This window comes from Flagellimonas pelagia, from assembly GCF_003584135.1.
In the GTDB taxonomy this organism is placed as follows: Bacteria; Bacteroidota; Bacteroidia; order Flavobacteriales; family Flavobacteriaceae; genus Flagellimonas; species Flagellimonas pelagia.
In genome coordinates this window covers 123,509-143,273 of the sequence record NZ_QXFI01000013.1, presented here as the reverse complement: position 1 = coordinate 143,273, position 19,765 = coordinate 123,509, and the positions used below count along the sequence as shown (strand labels likewise).

The window sequence follows — 19,765 nt, the reverse complement described above, 5'->3', positions numbered from 1 at the left end:
GGAATATGTTTTTCAAATGTATTTTTGTAGTCCATGATGTACTCAGATATTCCCTCTGCACAGACCTTGGTGTTGTATTTTAAATCCAAGGGAGTTAAACATATTGTCATTTCACCTGGATCGCGGAATGCTCCGTTGACCATCAGTTTTACCAAAAACCCTTCTTTCAAGTGTTATAGCGTTGTGGATGAACGTTGTGCCGCCTTTTTTGCACTGGGCATGGCCCAACAGTTGCAGGAACCGGTGGCAGTGGTCTGTACCTCGGGGAGCGCCCTTTTAAATTACTATCCGGCCGTGGCCGAGGCATTCTATAGTGACATTCCTTTGATCGTGGTATCGGCGGATCGTCCCGGTTACCGAATCGATATAGGGGATGGACAGACCATTCGACAAGAAAACGTTTTGGACAGGCATATCGGTTATGCGGCCAATTTAAAGCAGGATATTTCGCATGCCACCGAGAAAGTTGCCGCCTATGGTCCAAACCTGTTGGAGGAAAGCCAGGAAGCCGTTCAGGCCTTTAATGAAAAGGAAATAGCAAGAGCACTGCAAACAGCTTTTCATGAAAAAGCCCCTGTCCACATCAACATACCTTTTGAGGAACCTTTGTATGGGCGGGTTGAATCTCGATCAGTGAAAATTCAGGAAAGCTTGATCTCGTTTCCAAAACCCCAGGAAATCCAAAATTGGGAAGAACTGGCCAAAATATGGCATGAAAGTCAGCGCAAAATGGTCTTGGTCGGCGTAAACCATCCCGGTTCCATAGATGAATCGGTCATGGAAAAATTGGCCAACGACGGCAATACCTTGGTATTTACAGAAACCACATCCAATCTGCACCATCCTAATTTTTTCCTGAGCATCGACAGCATTATCGCACCCATTGAAAAATCAACAAACGTGCATGAACTGTTCAAAAAGTTACAACCCGATTTGTTGGTAACTTTCGGCGGTTTGATTGTTTCCAAAAAAATAAAGGCCTTTCTGCGAAAATTTAAACCGAAACATCATTGGCATATAGATGAAAAGAAGGCCTATAATACTTTTTATTGCCTTTCGGAACATATAAAAACGAGCCCCAATGCGTTTTTCACAGCTTTAGGATTTTCACAGGATACGGTGAGCGAATACAAAGCCTATTGGGAAGAGGTAAAAACACAATATGAAAAAAAGCGACAGGCCTACCTAAATCAGATTCCATTTTCAGATTTTACGGTTTTTGATAAAATCATGGAAAGCATACCCAAAGGGTATCAGGTGCATCTCGCCAATAGCTCCACGGTGCGTTATGCACAGCTGTTCCCCATGCACGAGTCTCTTAAAGTCTTTTGCAACCGGGGTACCAGTGGTATCGATGGTAGCTCGTCCACGGCTGTCGGGGCATCGATACACAACCCGGAACCTACGCTGTTGATTACAGGGGACCTTAGTTTTTTCTATGACAGCAATGCACTTTGGAACAATCACATACGACCCGATTTCAGGATAATCCTTATCAACAATGGGGGAGGGGGAATTTTCAGGATCTTGCCGGGCAAGGAGGACACAGTAGAATTCGAGACCTTTTTTGAGACCCACCACGGTCTTTCCGCCGAGCATTTGGCCAACATGTATGGGTTTGAATATTTCAAGGCAGAAAATGAAATGGAGCTTATCGATAACCTGCAACATCTTTATGATCCATCACAAAAACCAAGGATATTGGAGATTTTCACCCCTAGGGACTTGAACAATAAAATTTTGCTTGGCTACTTCGATTTCATATCTTAGGGGCTACGCTATAAATCATAAAAAAACACTGATCGATCATGAGCAAAAGAGACGAGTTAATTGAAAAGTACGCAGAGGATATCAAATCCAAATTTGGGGAGACCCCGAATATGGATTTATTGACCAAGGTTGCCATTGGACTTGGCCCTGCCATATATAACCTGGATGCTTCCAAAGTTTCTGGATCTGACGAAAAGGAACTGGAAACCGTAAAGAACAACTTCTTGATCAAAAAATTAGGGCTTGCGGATAGTCCTGCCTTAATGGAAGGCATCAACAAAGTCATTGCCAAATACGGCCAATCTGAAAAAAACAAGCATAGGGCGGTCATCTACTATATGTTGGCCAAACATTTTGGAAAGGAATCCGTTTATAATTAAAATGGTTAACCGCTTAATAAAGCTGTCCATTACGGGCGGCTTTTTTTATACACACAATTTACATCTACCTTTGTGCCATGATAAAATTAGGGGATTACAATACGCTGAAAATTGTTAGGGCTACCAGTGTCGGTCTTTTTTTGGAAGATGAAGAGGGCACGGAAATTCTTTTGCCCAACAAGTATGTGCCCGAAGACTTTAAAATAGATGCCGATTTAACCGTATTCTGCTATTTGGACAATAGTGAACGCCCAGTCGCTACCACCTTAACACCATATATTGTTCGGGATGGATTTGCTTTTTTAAAAGTAACAGAAGTCAGTGCCTATGGCGCCTTTTTGGATTGGGGCCTTGAAAAGCATTTGCTCGTTCCTTTCAGGGAACAGGCCCAGCGTATGGAGGAAGGGAAAAAATACATGGTGCATTGCTATATGGATGAGGAGAGCATGAGGTTGACAGGATCCAGTAAATTGGACAGGTTCCTAATAAATGAAGGCGCCGACTACAAACCCAATACAGAGGTGGATCTTTTGGTATACCGAAAAACCCCCTTGGGTTGGGAGGTCATAGTGGACAACAAATACAAAGGGCTCATTTTCGACAGCGATATCTTTAAACCCGTATCGGTTGGTAGTCAAGTTAAGGGTTATGTTAAGAAGGTTAGGGATGACCATAAAATTGATATTTCCCTTCAGCCCATTGGGGCCAAAATGTTGGAGCCCACTGCCAAAATCATTTTTGATAAACTGCAACAGAACAATGGTTTTTTACCCTTGCATGACAAGTCTTCACCCGAAGAAATCCAGAGTCAGCTTCATTTGAGCAAGAAGGCCTTTAAAAAGGGAGTGGGCATTCTTTACAGACAGCGCAAGATTACCATTCAAGAGGATGGTATCCGTTTGTTGTGAAGATCTATTTCATCAATATGGATTTTTAGGGATAAGTGAGTTATTTTCATACCGTTGAGTTTTTTTCTTTAGTTAAATATTTTACATTTGTAGGATACGTACCAACTTATTGATTGTTATGTATTTGTCATAACATTTAACCCATAACCCCTTGACAATATGCCTTTTATTGAAGAAAGCGATTTGTTGGACCTTCATAAGGATATAGATAAGGCCCAGATCATCAACGAACGACTACTGGATCAGATAAAGTATAAGAACAAAGATTTGCGCAAATTGAAAGTGCAAAGGAACATTCTATTGGGTTTTGTGGGATTGTTCGTCATTGGAACTTTGGCTATCACCTCCTTTACCGCCGGGCTCAGTAGCAAACAATCCTTCGAAAACCAAAGTAACGTATTGGTGTCCATTGATAGTTTGGACGTGATCAAAGCAAGGATCGATAACCTAAAATCACAAAATGAAGAATTGAGTTTGGTCAAGGAGTTCTATTTGGCCAAGGAGTTTCTGAACAAGGAAAAAATTTATTCCGTTCAGGTCAAATCTTTTGTGGACAATAACGTAACCTTGGCATCTGAGGCATTGACCAATACCCTTTTTGTAAAAACAAATCCCTTTTATGCCTATTCCCTAGGTAATTTTGAAACCTTGCAGGAAGCCCAATCCTTTAGAAAGCAATTGGTACAAATGGGCTTTAAGGATGCATTTGTGGCCTCATATCAAGACGGTAAAAGAGTTAAAATAGAAGATCCTTTTTAAGCTTGGGAAATACTAAGACCTGGATACAGGCCGCTCGATTAAGAACACTTCCACTTTCCTTATCCGGAATTATTGTAGGAGCTGCCTTGGCCAGAAAACAAGGTTTTTTTGAACTTTCCATTTTTATATTGGCACTCCTTACTACAATAGGTTTTCAGGTAACCTCCAATTTTGCCAACGACTATGGCGATGGGGTCAAAGGCACCGATAATGAAGATCGAATTGGGCCAGCAAGGGCATTGCAAAGCGGTTTGCTCACCAGGGCAACGCTAAAAAAAGGTATCATCATTTCCATTGCAATTTCCATGGCTTTGGCCTTGGTGTTGGTCTATCAAGCTTTTGGATGGGAAAACCTTCCTTACATTATCCTATTTACCGTACTTGGGGTGCTGAGCATTTGGGCGGCACTCAAGTATACCATGGGCGCTAATCCATATGGATATAAGGGTCTCGGTGATCTTTTCGTGTTTTTGTTCTTTGGATTGCTTGGCGTGCTGGGAAGCATGTTCTTATTCACAAAAAGGTTAGATGGGCCATCCATTTTGCCCGCGGTGGCCGTTGGGTTGTTATGCGTTGGAGTGCTCAATCTCAATAATTTGAGGGATGTGGTTTCGGACAAAAAACATGGTAAGAATACCTTGGTAGTTAAATTGGGCTATGAAAATGGGAAACGGTACCACTTCTTTTTGATATCCATGGCGTTGTTGCTCTTTTTGGTCTATATCGTATGGGAAGGCATCCATTGGAGCCATTCCTTTTTTATGCTTGCCTTTGTGCCTCTATTGATCCACTTGAGAAAAGTGATGTTGACCCACGAACCGGTGAAGCTTGATGGGGAACTGAAGAAGTTGGCATTGAGTACTTTCTTACTTGCCATACTCTTCTTCATAGCTGTAAATATTTTTTTGTAAATTTGATTAACAACCAGATAAACTTAAAGGAACTTGGAACATCCAATCAAAATTCTAATCGTAGAGGACAATGTCATCATTGCGGATGATATGCAATCCATGCTCGAGGAAATTGGGTATGAGATTGTGGATAATGTCATTGTATACGAACAAGCCGTAGAGGTATTGAAGAACAACCATGTTGATTTGGTGTTGATCGATATCATCTTGGCTTCGGACAAGACAGGTATCGACCTAGGAAAACATATCCGGGAGAATTATAACATCCCGTTCATATTCGTGACCTCCAACTCCGATAGGGCCACTGTGGAGAATGCAAAAACGGTGAAGCCTGATGGTTATCTGGTAAAACCTTTTGAGCAACAAGATCTTTACACCTCTATAGAGATTGCCCTTTCCAATTTTAGCTACGCCCGAAAGGAAAACAGTAAAGAGTTTGAGGAAGCAGGAGAAAGCTTCACATCCAACTCCGTACTGAAGGATTCCATCTTTGTGAAGAAACAACACCTTTACTACAGGATACAGTTTAAGGACATCCAGTTCATCAAGGCGGACAATGTGTATTTGGAAGTAAATACCTCTGACAAGAAGTTTTTGGTCCGTTCACCGTTAAAGGATTATTTGGAAAAATTGCCACAGAACAAATTCTACAGGGCACACAAGTCCTATATCGTAAATGTGGATCATATTGATGCCATCAACTCAAAGGATATTGTGATCAATAATAACCTGATTCCCATTTCCAAAGACTTCAAGGAATTTATCCTATCATCCATGAACAGTTAGGAAAGACCGGACTTTGTTTCAAATATATTATTAGAGAGCACCCTTAAGGGTGCTTTTTTTATACAACAACTCTTTTTAAAGAAAAAGACCACAACTTTTATAGTGTTCACAACATAAATTTCAACATCTACGAGCATGCCCATACTTTAGTAGTGTTAATATTTCAGAAAGTAATTTTTTCATTTTCATATAGTGTTCTCGTAAAAGGGTCTTGTTTAATCGGCAAGGCCTTTTTTGATTTTGATACTTAAGCAATCCTTGGGCTATTCCATGAAATGCACAAAACATCGATATAATACCACTTCACATACATCGATGTACTTTTCACAACAGAATACGGGGTTTTCACAACAATAGTGGACAAGTCTGTAGTATGGAATTTAATTTTGGGACTAAACTAACGTTCTTTATATACCCCATACTTGTTTTTCAGCTGATGGTTTTCGTCTCTGAAGAGATTTGTGTATTGGGGCTATAAAGGAAAAAAAGGGCACAAATAATATGGGACTGCATCCTATGGATTGTGGTTGCTATATCAAGAAAATTAATGGGACGTTACGTAAGATTTTTATTCACCACATTATATTTCATTTTTCTTTTTCATGCCTCGGCTCAAATCTCAACTGATGGGGAGCAGAGTGTGTTAAAGGAATTCAAAGATGCCAATGCACCATCTGGCAGGTTCGATATTTTCTTCAATTCGGTAAACCGGTACAATACCAACTCCGCATACGATTGGTTGGATACCATCAAGATATATCTGGCAAATACCGAAAAAACCAACGATACCATAGCATCCAAACTCTATAGGGTCATGGAGGCGCAGGTGTACAATGATTTGGGTGAATATGACAAGAGTACGGCCTTGGCCAAGGATTTGTATTTTTCAAAGGATTCGTTGGATCCCGAATCCAAAAGGATTATCCTGGATGTCTTGGATGATAACTATGCCAACCTGCAGTTGTACGACAAGCAGATTGAGATTAGAAAGAGAAAACGTGAATTGGGTATTACGGACAACGTATCCTTTTATGATATCTACAGTAACCTTGGACTGTACACAAAGGCAAGGAACCAATATATCATGGAGGTAAAGCCGACCATCGCGGACAATGACTCCTATGGTCTGGCAAAATACCACAGCAAAGTTGGCAACTATCTCAGATTGGACAATTCTGCACCTACAGCTTTGAGTGAGTTAAAAAAGGCCAAAGCCTATTTGGATGTGTACCTTAACGATATTTCCACCCAAAAAAGCGAATCGGATATTTTTGAAAGTGATCTTCTTAAGGCTGAAATTGAGGGAAACATAGCCAAATGTCATGTGATGCTTGGGGAATACGAGGAAGCATTGCCCTTATTGCAGAACAGTATTGAAGTCCTGAAAACCTCGCCCAAGAACAGTGACCAGAGTGAGGTGGTGGATAACACCTTGTATTTGGCGGATGCCAATCTAAAGATGGAGCACTATACAGAAGCCAAAAAATATTTGGATGTTGAATTTGATAACATCACCATTTTTCAGGCTATTAAGCGTAATAGTTTGTTGGCCGCTTATTATGATAAGATCGAAAACTTTAGGAATGCTGCCATTTATTATAAGCGCAATGAAAGGATAAAAGATTCCATGTCCCAAAAGCAATCGGCCCTCATTAAGCAGCAATTGGTGACCATTGTGGCCAACGAGGATCTTGAAAATTCCCAGCGGTTGATAGATGAGCAGAAAAGGATAAACGAACTGGCCCGTAGCGATATGAAAGCAAAGGATGAACGTATCAATCTTGTATTTATATCGTTGATTTTCACCCTTTTAGGGTTTGCGGGTTTGGTATATGCCTATTTGAAGAGTATCAAAAACCAACGGTTGATCGCAGAGCAAAAGCATATTATTGAAATTGCATTGGTGGAAAAGGATTCTCTTTTGAAAGAAATCCATCATAGGGTGAAGAACAACCTTCAAATGGTATCCAGCTTGCTCAGCCTTCAAACCAAAAATACAAGAAGCAAGGCTGCCATTGAAGCTTTGGAAGAAGGGAAGAGTAGGGTAAAGGCCATGGCCTTGATCCATCAAAAATTGTATCAGAATGATGACCTATCCGTCATCGAAATGCAGGGCTATATTGAGAGTTTGATTAACAGCGTGCAGTCCGTTTACAAAAAAGGAGGGCACAACATCAGCATTACCATAGATGCCGAAGGCACCGAATTGGATATTGACAGGGCCATTCCTTTTGGATTGATTTTGAACGAACTGGTTTCCAATTCATTCAAATATGCTTTCCCGGAGAATGATGAAAATGGAAAAATTTACATCCATCTTCGTAAAAACGGCGACCAAGGCTATTTTGAATATACCGATAATGGAGTGGGGCTGCCGGAGGATACCGAGGAAAGGACTCATTCCTCCATGGGAATACGCCTGATCAACCGATTGGTGAACCAATTGCAGTCTAAGCTCAACATCGACAAACAATCCGAAGGGGTAAGATTTTGGTTCAACTTTAGTTGAATCATCTCACTTGGCTTTTGAGGACTACCTTGTGCAGCAGCTTGGGAAAGAACCGTTTTAAGTAAGCTCCGCTTATCTCTTTGCCTCCAATATTCACTTCAAATTTTCTCTTCTGGATGGCGGAAACCATCTTTTTTGCTGCCAATTCCGGGGTAATCCCATTTTGTGTGGCCTTATCGTCCGTCTTCTGGGGAGAACCATCTGCCGTAAGTGCATTTTTGGCCACATTGGTCTGTACAAAACCGGGACACACTAAGGTCACTTGTATTCCATCTTTTTCGTGTTCCATCCGCATCACATCAAAAAAACCATGAAGGGCGTGTTTAGCCCCACAATAGCCTGAACGATAAGGAGATCCAAATTTACCCATCAAACTGGTGACGGTAACATAATGCCCGATCCCATTGGCCAAAAAATGGGGAAGGATTGCCTTGGACAAGGCCACGGTACCCAAATAGTCAATATCGATAAGTTGTTTGTAAACGTCCAAATCCGTGTCCTTGATCAACGAGCGCTGACTGATTCCCGCATTGTTGACCAAGATGTCGACCTTGCCATAAAAAGAGATGGCCTTTTTAGAGATTTGGTCCATTTGGTGATGGTCCTTGAGATCCAAGGGCAATATCGAAATAGTATCGGAACCTCCACAGGCTTCCTTTACCTTAATCAAATCCGCTTCTTTCCTTGATGATAGAATAAGGTTGCAGGGGTATTTGCCAAGTTCCAAAGCCAAACTTTTTCCAATGCCGGATGAGGCCCCGGTTATCCAAATTGTTTTTCCTTTGATACTTGCCATAACTTCCCTTTTAGAGGCAAAATATAGTTAAATTTGAGGGCACAGGATGAAAGCGACCTATAAAAAGTACACCCTTAATTTTAAAGTTCCCAGCGGAACCTCGCGTGGCATATTGACACAGAAGAAAACCTATTTCTTGGTTTTGCACGATGACCATAGTTTTGGGATAGGGGAGTGTGGCCTATTAAAGGGGTTGAGCATTGACGATGTTCCCGAGTACGAGCAGAAATTGGCTTGGGTCTGTAGTAATATCGAATTAGACAAAGAACGGTTATTGGAGGAATTGATGGAATTTCCTTCCATCCAATTTGGTCTGGAGCAGGCATTACTTTCTCTTTCATCCAATGATCCCTTTGAGCTTTTCCCCTCAGATTTTACCCAAAAAAAATCGCCCATTCCCATTAACGGATTGATCTGGATGGGTGATGAATCTTTTATGTTATCACAATTGCAGCAAAAATTGAAGGAAGGGTTCAAGTGTATCAAAATGAAGATAGGCGCCATTGATTTTGAAAAGGAGATTGCCATACTAAAATCCATTCGCGAGAATTTTGGCCCAGAGGAAATAGAGCTGCGCGTTGATGCCAACGGGGCATTTTCTCCTGATGAAGCCATGAAAAAATTGGAAAGATTGGCCCAATTTCAATTGCATTCCATAGAACAGCCCATAAAACCCAAGCAGTGGAAAGAAATCGCAAAGCTTTGTGGGCAAACCCCATTACCCATAGCTTTGGATGAAGAATTAATCGGTGTTTTTTTCTTAGCGGAAAAGGAACGTTTGCTGCAAACCATAAGACCACAATATATTATATTGAAACCTAGTTTAGTGGGTGGTTTTGCAGGGTCCGAACAATGGATCAATTTAGCGGAAAAGTATAATATAGGTTGGTGGGTCACCAGTGCGCTCGAGAGCAATATTGGGTTGAACGCCATTGCACAATGGACCTACACATTACATCCCACCATACCACAGGGATTGGGCACGGGAAGTTTATATACGAATAATTTTGAAAGTCCTTTGGAGGTTTTCCAGGGTAAAATATGTTATAACCGATCCAGGGGTTGGAACCGGAAAGAAATTGAGAAAATATGTACATAGAACAAGGATATAAAGGATTTAGCGAAGGATGGCGCTACGTGGTTGGGCTTTTGATCATCTTTTTTGGCTGGCAGATATTGGGGGGGATTCCACTTGTAGCTGCTCTCTTGCTCAAATCGGACTCCATGATGAACATGCCCACTGATTATGGAGCCATGGCCAATACCTTGGGATTGAACCTGTTTTTTCTCTTGGTACTGCTCACTTTTGTCGCGGCCATGGGAAGTCTTTGGGTTGTAATCCGGTTTCTGCACAAGCAATCTTTTACAAGCTTCACGACCTCCCGTAAAAAAGTGGATTGGAAACGCATCCTTTTTGCATTCGGACTTTGGGGCATCGTTTCGTCGGTCATGGTTGTGCTGGATATTTATCTTTCTCCAGAAAACTATGTGTTCAATTTTAAACCCATGCCATTTTTTGTGCTCTTTGTGATTTCCATCATTTTTGTGCCCATACAAACCAGTTTTGAGGAATATTTTACCAGAGGGTATCTTATGCAGGGGATTGGGATTGGCTCAAAGACCAAATGGTTGCCCTTTGTCATCAGTTCGTCTCTTTTTGGCCTCCTGCATATCTTCAACCCAGAAGTTGAAAAATTGGGCTATGGAATTTTGGTATTTTATATAGGCACAGGATTCTTTCTGGGTATTTTGACCTTGATGGATGAAGGATTGGAACTTCCACTTGGTTTTCATGCCGCCAACAACCTTTTCACCGCACTTTTGGTAACTGCGGACTGGACCGCTTTCCACACCAATTCTATTTATAAGGATGTTTCCGATCCTGTGTTGGGGTGGGATGTTCTGGTACCTGTTTTTGTATTCTATCCCATCCTCATCCTTATTTTTTCAAAGAAATATGGGTGGGAGAACTGGAAGGAACGACTTTTTGGAAAAGTATTGACCAAAGAAGAATTTGTAGCCCTCACAGATGGAGATTCCGATTTGGCATAACATCCATCCTGAATTTAGACTGAACGGTGTCTCCTATTCTTTGGAGGATTTATCGGAGATTGGTTACAGTCTGGTCAAGGAAGGGGAAGCCTACGAGATTCCTTTGGGCGATTTTTTATTGGATTGGGTTTCTGACAAACCCACGGTGGAAGTCTTCACTTCAGGTTCAACAGGAAAACCCAAAAAAATCACTTTGAAAAAAGAGCAGATGGTCAATTCGGTCATGGCCACAGGGGAATATTTTAAGTTACGACCCAAACAATCTGCTCTTTTATGTTTGCCTTGCACAGGTATTGCAGGAAAAATGATGTTGGTACGGGCCATGGTCCTTGGTCTGCATTTGGATGAAGTGGAACCTACATCAACCCCTTTGTCCCACAATCAAAAACAGTACGATTTTACCGCGATGGTTCCGCTACAGGTCCAAAACTCCTTGGAGTATTTGTCACGAATCAAGACTTTGATCATTGGTGGAGCCCCGGTGGACGACAAATTACGTTCCGAGTTGCTTAAAATTCACTTGAGGGCCTACGAGACCTATGGAATGACGGAGACCATAACCCATATAGCAGTAAAAGAAATAGTTCCTAAACCAACCCCTTATTTTGAGGCCCTTCCCCATGTTACTTTGGCAACAGATGATAGAAGCTGTTTGGTCATTGATGCTCCCAATATTTCAGATCATGAAGTTGTTACCAATGACCTGGTAGAATTGGTCAGTGAAACCCGTTTTAAATGGTTGGGGCGTTATGATAGTGTAATCAATTCAGGAGGGGTCAAACTGATGCCTGAAACCATTGAGGTCAAGTTGGCATCGATAATCACACCACGTTTTTTTGTCATGGGAATACCAGATCAGGCGTTGGGACAAAAACTGGTTCTGGTCATTGAAGGGGAACCTACACCAAAAGAAGCACTCCTTAAACAGATTAAATCCTTAAGGGATATCTCAAAATATGAAGTTCCCAAGGAGATTTACTTTGTAAAATCTTTTGTGGAAACTTCTACACAAAAAATTCACCGAGAAAAAACAGTACTGCAAATCTTATAATTTCAGTATTTTCATAAACCAAAAATCAACCATGCTAAAAACAATAAACCTTATTCTGCTGCTGCTTCCCTTTTTTGTGATGTCACAAGAGATCCTTTCAGAAAAAGAAAGGGCTCGGGTAGTGGATGAAATATTGGAGGAACGATTTAACCATTTGCTACCAAAACTGATGGACGATACGGGTTTGGATATGTGGGTCGTTATTTCTAGGGAATATAACGAAGACCCCGTGATCAGGACCATGCTACCTGCCACGTGGTTGAATGCCAGAAGGCGCACCATTCTTCTCTTTTACCGCAACAAGGAAAAAAACACGATCGATAAATTGGCAGTGGCCCGTTACAATGTGGGAAAGAGCATCATTTCGGCATGGGACAAGGAGAAAGAACCCAATCAATGGAAACGGTTGATGGAGTTGATCGAAGAGCGGAACCCTAAAAAGATAGGTCTGAATTTTTCCAAGGACCACAATATAGCCGATGGACTGGACAAAACAGATTACGATGAGTTTATGGCCAATCTTCCCAAAAAATATCATTCCAAAGTGGGTTCTGCTGAGCAATTGGCCGTACGTTGGATAGAGACCCGTACCTCTCGGGAAATGGCCATTTTTGCCCAATTGACGGATATTACCCATAGTATCGTGGCAGAAGCCTTTTCTGAAAAAGTAATTACCCCTGGAATCACCACAACAGATGATGTGGTGTGGTGGATGCGCCAAAAGGTCACCGACCTTGGGCTGGAAACGTGGTTCCATCCTACTGTGGATATCCAAAGAAATAACGAAGGTCTAGTAAGTCATCTCACCTCCTTTTCTGCAGGAGAAGCTGACAAAGTGATTCTTCCCGGAGATTTATTGCACTGTGATTTTGGGATTACCTACCTAAGACTCAATACGGATTGTCAGGAAATGGGCTATGTTTTATTACCAGAAGAAAGGGAAGCACCTGAATTTTTGGTCAATGCCTTGAAAGAGGGCAACCGTGTGCAGGATTTCTTGACCCAGAACATGATCAAAGGAAAGGTGGGCAATGCAATTTTGGCCAAGGCCTTACAAGATGCCAAAGATGCGGGTCTTAGACCTGCCCTTTATACCCATCCATTGGGAACCTATGGCCACTCAGCCGGAACCACTATTGGCATGTGGGACGCTCAAGGAGGTGTCATGAAAGATGATGGGGAAAACTATCCCCTCAACCCCAATACCGCTTATGCCATAGAACTCAATGCTACCGTGAATATCCCCGAATGGAATCGTGATATTCGAATCATGCTCGAAGAACCAGGGTTTTATGGAGAGGACGGATTTAGGTATGTGAATGGTAGACAAACAGAAATGCTACTTATTCCAAGGCCTAAACCACAATTGGGCAACTGATTTTTTTGTAAATTAGATAACCTATTAAACATCATGATCTTATGAGGTTATCTATTGTAGTTTTCGTGTTGCTTTGTCCAACGATTTTGGTTTATGGTCAAAAATCGATCGGTGGACGTATTACCCATGAGGGGAGTGCCTTAAAAAATGTGAACATACAAAACCTTGTTTCGGGAGTATCAACAGCTTCTGATCAGGAGGGTATGTATCAAATTTTGGCAAAACCCAAGGAAGAGCTTCAATTTTCTTATATGGGTATGGATACGATTTCCATTATTGTGGAAGATGTGACCAGGATTTTGAACGTAAGCATGCAAATGCAGGTAGAAGCACTGGATGAAGTGGAAGTTGTAAGTGAAGTGGGCAGGAACAAGCAACGAATCATGGAGCAACAATATGCCACCAATGAAAACTTGATCCGGACTGCATTCGGCATTATAGACAAAGAAACATTTGCAGGTCGATTGCCCATTCTGACAAGTAAGGACATGATCAGCAATCACTACCATTTTGGCATGTTCTTGAGGGGCAAATTTGCTGGTTTGAATGTTGTAATTAACCCGGATTACTCATTTGATGTGTACTCTAGAAGTATGGGTTCCATTATGGCTAAGAAACCTGCTATTTATGACATTGATGGCCAGATATTTACACAAGGCCCCTCATGGCTTGACCCAAGTAATGTGGAACGCGTAGCACTCATGCCAGGAATTATGGCTACCTCACGATATGGATCTATTGGTGCTGGTGGTGTGGTAGTGGTAAACACCAAAAACGGCACGTATCGGTTGAAAGAAAAGGAAAACTATGATCAAGCCCTTTTGCGAAACAATTATGTAAAGGGGAATGTGGTTTCCATTGATGGTAAGGAAGCGCCCACATCAACATATGGTGAAAAACTTTGGAATAGTGAATCGTTACAAGAGGCCAAATTAACCTACGAACAGAATGGCAACGCATTCAAAAGTCATCCCTACTTTTTGATGGAAGCCTATCGTTATTTTTATGAGGAGCAGAACGCCAAGGATTATGCTAATGGTATTTTGAATGATTTCATGACTATGTCGCAGGACAACCCCGTTTATCTAAAAGCCATGGCTTACGTGTTGGACGCAGAGGGCAGAGTGGAAACGGCACATGAACTCTACAAAAGAATATATACCCTACGGCCGGATTATGCCCAAAGTTTTATTGATATGGCAAACAGTTACCGTGACCTTAATAGACCGGAGTCGGCTGTTTCACTTTATGCCAGACATTCCTATTTGTTGGACGAGGGTCTGTTGCCCAAGGATAGCCTGGATTTAGCCGATATCATGAAACGTGAAATGAACAATCTTTTCACTTTGGAAAGTAGCTCCCTAAAAATCAAGCAACGAAAGAGCAATGCAGATGAAGCCTATGCCACCAGATTGGTTTTTGAATGGAACGATTCCGAAGCGGAATTCGACTTACAGTTTGTGAACCCCGATAACCAATTCTTCAATTGGAAACATACTATGGAGGAGATGCCAGAGCGTATCCGATCCGAAAAGGAGCAAGGGTATTCCATGGCGGATTTTCTGTTGGATGATGAGCTGCCAGGCATTTGGAAGGTAAATGCAACTTATCATGGCAACAAACAGGTAACGCCAACTTTTGTCAAGGCCATCATTTATAGAAATTATGGCAGCAAACTGCAAAGTAAGGAAGTAAAGGTGTTTCAATTGGGAACAAGGGACATCAACCAACAACTGTTTACCATGAGTATTCCTGCAAGAGTGGTTCATAACTAAAATTCAGGATGGGAAAGTATTTTGGATTCATACTGTTATTCTTTTTTTGGATGGGGTGCATTAATGCGCAAAACACCATTTCAGGGAGAATTACGGATGGCACATCCAAATTATCCAATGTCCATGTTGTCAATCTAGCTTCTGGATTAAAAACAAGTTCCAATGATGAAGGATGGTATCGGATTTTGGCAAAACCCAAGGACGAACTCCAATATACCTACATCGGTATGGACACCGTTTCCATTTTGGTAGAGGATGTCACCAAAATTTTGAACATTAAAATGAACCTGAGGGTGGAACAGTTGGATGAAGTGGTGGTTGAACAAAAAATCAGTAAACAGAAAAAACTCGCGATGACCTACATCACGGATTCTTCTGTGGTCAACACTTCATTTGGATATATAAGTCCAGCCACAGTTGCCTATCATTTGAAGGTGATTGACGGTTCTGAATTCACTCCCGGATCCGATATTTTAAACGCCATTGCAAGTAGAAGAGCGGGTATACGGGTTGGAACAGTTAGTAATCCAGCTACTGGAGTATCTAACAGGGCTCTATTTATAAGGGGAATGGGTTCTGTAGGTTACCGAACACCGGCCTTATTTGAAATTGACGGGAATATTTTCAATGATGCACCTACTTGGTTGGATGTTTCCATGGTTATAAGGGTGGGTATCATTCCAGGTATCCAGGCAGTTTGGCGGTATGGACATATTGCAAGTGGCGGTGTGGTCATTATCAATACCAAAAATGGGGTCCATGGATTAAGGGAGGAAAACAGTTCACAATCTTACGATCGGGCCAGATTAAGAGACAATTTTGTGACCGAGAAAGTAGTTTCACACGAGGAAGCCAAAAATGAAGTGCCAAGTTATTTGCTGGCGATTCAAAATGCAACCTCCTTAACCGAGGCGCTCAACAACTTTGATGAATTTGAAAAATCATATTCCAATGTGCCCTATTTCTATTTGGATTGTTATGCCTTGATGTATGAAATGTTTGGGGTGGATGAAGCCGATAAAATTGTGGAAGAGAATTTTAATCAATTCAGGAACAATGCGATATGGTTAAAATCCCTAGCCTACATATACGAATCCCAAGGAAGATTAGAAAAAGCCCATGCATTGTATAAAGAGGTGTATGCCCTAAGACCTGAATATGCCCAGAGTTATATTGATATGGCCAATAGCTATCGCAACCTAGGATTCAAGGAGTCGGCAACTTCAATTTATGCACGACACTCCTATTTGTTGGATGAAGGTCTTTTGAGTAAGGACACCCTCGAATTATCGGAAATCCTTCAGCGGGAAATGGACAACCTTTTCACTTTGAAGTCTGGTTCCAAACAGATACGTGTGCGGAACGGGGATGGGATTGACGCATATACCACAAGATTGGTCTTTGAATGGAACGATTCCGAGGCGGAATTCGACTTGCAGTTTGTGAACCCAAACAATCAATATTTCAACTGGAAACATACTATGGAAGATATGCCGGATCGCATCCGGTCTGAAAAAGAACAGGGATACTCCATGGCAGATTTTCTTTTGGATGATGCCTTACCTGGGATTTGGAAGGTAAATGCCACGTATCACGGAAACAAACAATTTACGCCGAGTTACTTGAAGGCCACCGTTTATAAGAATTACGGGAGCAAGTTGCAGACCAAGGAAATTAAGTTTTTTCGGTTGGGTTTAAAAGAAGCCAATCAATTTTTGTTCAGTATTGTTTTACCTTCAGAAGTGGCTCATAATTAAGAACTTACACTTGCAATATTCCCAAATTGAATTTTTTCTCAATCGGAGCATGATTGGCGGCCTCAATACCCATGGAAATCCATTTACGGGTATCCAGGGGGTCGATGATGGCATCTGTCCAAAGTCGCGCAGCGGCGTAATACGGTGAAATTTGATCATCATATCGCTGCTTGATCTTGTCAAAAAGGGCTTGTTCTTTTTCAGGGTCAAGGGGCTCTCCATTTTTCTCCAATGATGCTTTTTCAATTTGCAATAAAACTTTTGCAGCTGAATTCCCGCTCATTACTGCAAGTTCCGCGCTGGGCCAAGCAACTATCAACCGGGGGTCATATGCTTTTCCACACATGGCATAATTGCCTGCACCATAACTATTTCCAATTACAATAGTGAATTTAGGCACTACGGAATTGCTCACCGCATTCACCATTTTGGCACCATCCTTTATGATACCCCCATGTTCACTCTTGCTACCCACCATGAATCCCGTAACATCTTGAAGAAAGACCAATGGGATCTTCTTTTGATTGCAATTGGCAATAAAACGGGTGGCCTTGTCAGCAGAATCGGAATAGATCACACCCCCGAACTGCATCTCTCCCTGTTTGGTTTTTACCACTTTTCGCTGATTGGCCACAATGCCTACGGCCCAGCCATCAATACGGGCATAACCGGTCAGAATGGTTTTGCCATAGCCCTCTTTGTACTGTTCAAATTCGGAATTGTCTACCAAGCGTTTGATGATTTCCAACATGTCGTACTGATCACTTCGGGATGAAGGCAAAAGTCCGTAAATATCCTCCGGATTGTCGATGGGTGACTTGGCCTCAGCTCTGTTGTACCCAGCTTTTTCAAAATCTCCGATCTTGTCCACTATGTTTTTGATTCTGTCCAAAGCATCTTTGTCATCCTTGGCTTTGTAATCGGTAACCCCACTGATTTCAGAATGGGTCGTTGCCCCGCCAAGGGTTTCGTTATCGATGCTTTCGCCAATGGCCGCTTTTACCAGATAACTGCCCGCCAAAAAAATGCTTCCTGTTTTGTCAACGATCAGAGCTTCATCACTCATAATGGGCAAGTAGGCGCCACCGGCCACACAACTACCCATAACTGCGGCAATCTGGGTGATTCCCATACTGCTCATGATGGCATTGTTCCTGAAAATGCGACCGAAATGCTCCTTGTCCGGAAAAATTTCATCCTGCATGGGAAGGTATACCCCGGCACTATCAACCAAGTAAATGATGGGCAGTTTGTTTTCCATGGCAATTTCTTGGGCCCTTAAATTCTTCTTTCCTGTGATGGGAAACCAAGCTCCGGCTTTTACGGTGGCATCATTGGCGACCACTACACATTGTTTTCCCTTCACGTATCCAATTTTCACCACAACCCCTCCCGAAGGGCAACCTCCATGCTCCGCATACATGCCATCACCTGCAAAAGCGCCAATTTCGATTGCAGGAGCATTTTTATCCAGCAAATAATCGATGCGCTCCCTGGCCGACATTTTGCCTTGGGCATGTAGTTTTTCAATCCGCTTTTTGCCACCACCCAGTTTTACTTCTGCAAGTCTTCTTCGTAACTCGGAGAGTTTTAATTTATTATGGTCTTCGTTTTTATTGAAGGTAAGGTCCATTTTTGTCCAAATTCGTTTAGTCGGCTAAAGATAAGGAGTTATAATCATTACTTTTGGGATATATGGAAAGCAAAATCAAATGGGGCGTTGTTGGCCCAGGAAAAATAGCAAGGAAATTTGCGTCGGACCTTCAATTGGTTAAAGATGCCATACTCACGGGAGTTGGCTCAAGAAGTTTGCAAAGGGCACAGGAGTTTGCGGATGAATTTGAGGTGCCACATGTTTTTGGTACTTATGAAGAACTGTTTCAATCCCCTGAGGTGGACGTACTCTACATAGCAACCCCTCATAATTTTCACAAGGATTTGGCCATTGGGGCCATGGAAAATGGAAAACATGTGCTTTGCGAAAAACCGTTGGGGATAAGCAAAGCCGAGGTGGAGGAGATGGTGGCAGCATCAAAGCGGAACAACGTTTTCTTGATGGAAGCTATGTGGTCGCGCTTTAATCCTACGATTCAAAAAGTAAAGCAAATGATCGATGATGAAGAGTTGGGCGAGCTTTGTTACCTGCATGCTGATTTTGCCTTCTATGCTTTGGACAGGGACGAGGATTCAAGATTATTGAACCCCGAATTGGCTTCAGGTTCTGTTCTTGATATTGGGATTTATCCTATTTTTCTTGCGTATTTGTTGTTGGGGATGCCGGATAAAATTTTGGCTACCTCCAATTTCCACCCCAATGGGACGGAACTTCAGACCAGCATGATTTTTGACTACGACCGGGCACAAGCGGTTTTGTATTCCGGTCTGACCAGTCGGTCTAGCATGATAGCCGAAGTTTCCTGTACAAAAGGAGAACTGCTGTTGAATTCAAGATGGCATGAAGCAAATGGTTATAGACTGGTAAAAGAAGGGGAAGAACAAGAAGTTCCCATGCCGTTGACGGGGATTGGTTATTACTATGAAATCTTGGAAGTCAACAAATGTCTCAAGGAAGAAAAGATTGAAAGTGACCTTTGGTCGCACCAAAACAGCTTAAATCTGTCCGAATTATTGGACACAGTCCGTGAAAAATGCGGCATAACCTTTCCTTTTGAAACTTAATCCTAAGCTTTGCCTTTGCATTATTTCATTTTTTACGATATTTGAACCTCTTCAGAACTACAGACAATGGGAATGAACAAGAACACGGTGCTCGCATGGGCCACATGGATTATGATTTTTGTGGGAATAGGAATGATAGCACTTGGGGCATTCAAATACGACGAAGTGGCAGGATACGGTTTCGGGGCCGTGGGCATTGGCTTTTTTGCCGTGGCCTGGGTATTCAATGCACTTAAGGGTAGGGTGTAGGCCCA

17 protein-coding genes are annotated in these 19,765 nt (G+C 42.1%); 15 read left to right on the top strand and 2 right to left on the bottom strand.

Annotated features, from left to right (window positions below):
• Positions 1-33 precede the first annotated feature (33 nt).
• The 7 genes from menD (at position 34) to D2V05_RS05085 (ending at position 8,023) form a co-directional block, all read left to right on the top strand.
• Positions 34-1,770, top strand: a complete 1,737-nt coding sequence (menD, locus tag D2V05_RS05115; RefSeq protein WP_119646444.1) for a 2-succinyl-5-enolpyruvyl-6-hydroxy-3-cyclohexene-1-carboxylic-acid synthase — start codon at positions 34-36, stop codon at positions 1,768-1,770.
• Between the two features lie 38 nt (positions 1,771-1,808).
• The gene (locus tag D2V05_RS05110; RefSeq protein WP_119646443.1) at positions 1,809-2,150 is read left to right on the top strand and encodes a DUF2853 family protein; all 342 of its coding nucleotides are present in this window, start codon (positions 1,809-1,811) and stop codon (positions 2,148-2,150) included.
• Between the two features lie 77 nt (positions 2,151-2,227).
• Positions 2,228-3,058: a CvfB family protein gene (locus D2V05_RS05105; RefSeq protein WP_119646442.1), complete on the top strand. Its 831-nt coding sequence runs from the start codon at positions 2,228-2,230 to the stop codon at positions 3,056-3,058.
• A 159-nt stretch (positions 3,059-3,217) separates the two neighbouring features.
• Positions 3,218-3,817 carry an SPOR domain-containing protein gene (locus D2V05_RS05100; protein WP_119646441.1) on the top strand — a complete coding sequence of 200 codons (600 nt, stop codon included), beginning with the start codon at positions 3,218-3,220 and terminating at the stop codon, positions 3,815-3,817.
• A 2-nt stretch (positions 3,818-3,819) separates the two neighbouring features.
• Positions 3,820-4,728 carry a 1,4-dihydroxy-2-naphthoate octaprenyltransferase gene (menA, locus tag D2V05_RS05095; RefSeq protein ID WP_119646440.1) on the top strand — a complete coding sequence of 303 codons (909 nt, stop codon included), beginning with the start codon at positions 3,820-3,822 and terminating at the stop codon, positions 4,726-4,728.
• A 33-nt stretch (positions 4,729-4,761) separates the two neighbouring features.
• A complete protein-coding gene (locus D2V05_RS05090; protein WP_119646439.1) occupies positions 4,762-5,514 on the top strand; it encodes a LytR/AlgR family response regulator transcription factor in 753 nt (250 codons plus the stop codon).
• Positions 5,515-6,061: 547 nt separating this feature from the next.
• Positions 6,062-8,023: a sensor histidine kinase gene (locus D2V05_RS05085; protein ID WP_119646438.1), complete on the top strand. Its 1,962-nt coding sequence runs from the start codon at positions 6,062-6,064 to the stop codon at positions 8,021-8,023.
• Position 8,024: 1 nt separating this feature from the next.
• Here D2V05_RS05085 and D2V05_RS05080 read toward each other — a convergent pair whose 3' ends face one another.
• The gene (locus D2V05_RS05080; RefSeq protein ID WP_119646437.1) at positions 8,025-8,819 is read right to left on the bottom strand and encodes an SDR family oxidoreductase; all 795 of its coding nucleotides are present in this window, start codon (positions 8,817-8,819) and stop codon (positions 8,025-8,027) included.
• A 46-nt stretch (positions 8,820-8,865) separates the two neighbouring features.
• Between D2V05_RS05080 and menC the strand changes: the two genes are divergently transcribed.
• Genes menC through D2V05_RS05050 form a run of 6 tightly spaced genes read left to right on the top strand, consistent with a single transcriptional unit; the run spans position 8,866 to position 16,832 of the window.
• Positions 8,866-9,918 (top strand): o-succinylbenzoate synthase, encoded by a 1,053-nt coding sequence (gene menC / locus D2V05_RS05075; RefSeq protein WP_119646436.1) that lies wholly within the window; start codon positions 8,866-8,868, stop codon positions 9,916-9,918.
• Positions 9,909-10,871: a CPBP family intramembrane glutamic endopeptidase gene (locus D2V05_RS05070; RefSeq protein ID WP_119646435.1), complete on the top strand. Its 963-nt coding sequence runs from the start codon at positions 9,909-9,911 to the stop codon at positions 10,869-10,871. The genes menC and D2V05_RS05070 overlap by 10 nt, the downstream gene beginning before the upstream one ends.
• Entirely contained in the window at positions 10,849-11,922 is a 1,074-nt protein-coding gene (locus D2V05_RS05065) for an AMP-binding protein (protein WP_119646434.1), read from the top strand. The genes D2V05_RS05070 and D2V05_RS05065 overlap by 23 nt, the downstream gene beginning before the upstream one ends.
• A 31-nt stretch (positions 11,923-11,953) precedes the next feature.
• Entirely contained in the window at positions 11,954-13,300 is a 1,347-nt protein-coding gene (locus D2V05_RS05060; RefSeq protein WP_119646433.1) for a M24 family metallopeptidase, read from the top strand.
• Between the two features lie 41 nt (positions 13,301-13,341).
• Entirely contained in the window at positions 13,342-15,075 is a 1,734-nt protein-coding gene (locus tag D2V05_RS05055) for a tetratricopeptide repeat protein (protein WP_119646432.1), read from the top strand.
• Positions 15,076-15,083: 8 nt separating this feature from the next.
• A complete protein-coding gene (locus tag D2V05_RS05050) occupies positions 15,084-16,832 on the top strand; it encodes a hypothetical protein (protein WP_147378231.1) in 1,749 nt (582 codons plus the stop codon).
• A gap of 4 nt (positions 16,833-16,836) precedes the next feature.
• Here the strand turns inward: D2V05_RS05050 and D2V05_RS05045 are convergent, their stop codons facing one another.
• The gene (locus D2V05_RS05045; RefSeq protein ID WP_119646430.1) at positions 16,837-18,465 is read right to left on the bottom strand and encodes an acyl-CoA carboxylase subunit beta; all 1,629 of its coding nucleotides are present in this window, start codon (positions 18,463-18,465) and stop codon (positions 16,837-16,839) included.
• A 62-nt stretch (positions 18,466-18,527) separates the two neighbouring features.
• On the opposite strand from D2V05_RS05045, the gene D2V05_RS05040 reads away from it, so the two are divergent.
• Both D2V05_RS05040 and D2V05_RS05035 read left to right on the top strand, forming a co-directional pair.
• On the top strand, positions 18,528-19,511 hold the full coding sequence (locus D2V05_RS05040) for a Gfo/Idh/MocA family protein (protein WP_119646429.1): 984 nt from the start codon (positions 18,528-18,530) through the stop codon (positions 19,509-19,511).
• A gap of 72 nt (positions 19,512-19,583) precedes the next feature.
• Positions 19,584-19,760, top strand: coding sequence for a CAL67264 family membrane protein (locus tag D2V05_RS05035; protein WP_231562643.1), 177 nt, complete (start codon positions 19,584-19,586; stop codon positions 19,758-19,760).
• Positions 19,761-19,765: the final 5 nt, after the last annotated feature.

Bases quoted from the DNA above. Each gene is read 5' to 3' on its own strand.
- D2V05_RS05065 (WP_119646434.1), top strand. From the start codon at position 10,849: ATGGAGATTCCGATTTGGCATAACATCCATCCTGAATTTAGACTGAAC.
- D2V05_RS05100 (WP_119646441.1), top strand. From the start codon at position 3,218: ATGCCTTTTATTGAAGAAAGCGATTTGTTGGACCTTCATAAGGATATA.
- D2V05_RS05040 (WP_119646429.1), top strand. From the start codon at position 18,528: ATGGAAAGCAAAATCAAATGGGGCGTTGTTGGCCCAGGAAAAATAGCA.
- D2V05_RS05080 (WP_119646437.1), bottom strand. From the start codon at position 8,819: ATGGCAAGTATCAAAGGAAAAACAATTTGGATAACCGGGGCCTCATCC.
- D2V05_RS05035 (WP_231562643.1), top strand. From the start codon at position 19,584: ATGAACAAGAACACGGTGCTCGCATGGGCCACATGGATTATGATTTTT.
- D2V05_RS05045 (WP_119646430.1), bottom strand. From the start codon at position 18,465: ATGGACCTTACCTTCAATAAAAACGAAGACCATAATAAATTAAAACTC.
- menC (WP_119646436.1), top strand. From the start codon at position 8,866: ATGAAAGCGACCTATAAAAAGTACACCCTTAATTTTAAAGTTCCCAGC.
- D2V05_RS05110 (WP_119646443.1), top strand. From the start codon at position 1,809: ATGAGCAAAAGAGACGAGTTAATTGAAAAGTACGCAGAGGATATCAAA.
- D2V05_RS05070 (WP_119646435.1), top strand. From the start codon at position 9,909: ATGTACATAGAACAAGGATATAAAGGATTTAGCGAAGGATGGCGCTAC.
- D2V05_RS05085 (WP_119646438.1), top strand. From the start codon at position 6,062: ATGGGACGTTACGTAAGATTTTTATTCACCACATTATATTTCATTTTT.
- D2V05_RS05105 (WP_119646442.1), top strand. From the start codon at position 2,228: ATGATAAAATTAGGGGATTACAATACGCTGAAAATTGTTAGGGCTACC.
- menD (WP_119646444.1), top strand. From the start codon at position 34: ATGATGTACTCAGATATTCCCTCTGCACAGACCTTGGTGTTGTATTTT.
- D2V05_RS05055 (WP_119646432.1), top strand. From the start codon at position 13,342: ATGAGGTTATCTATTGTAGTTTTCGTGTTGCTTTGTCCAACGATTTTG.
- D2V05_RS05060 (WP_119646433.1), top strand. From the start codon at position 11,954: ATGCTAAAAACAATAAACCTTATTCTGCTGCTGCTTCCCTTTTTTGTG.
- D2V05_RS05050 (WP_147378231.1), top strand. From the start codon at position 15,084: ATGGGAAAGTATTTTGGATTCATACTGTTATTCTTTTTTTGGATGGGG.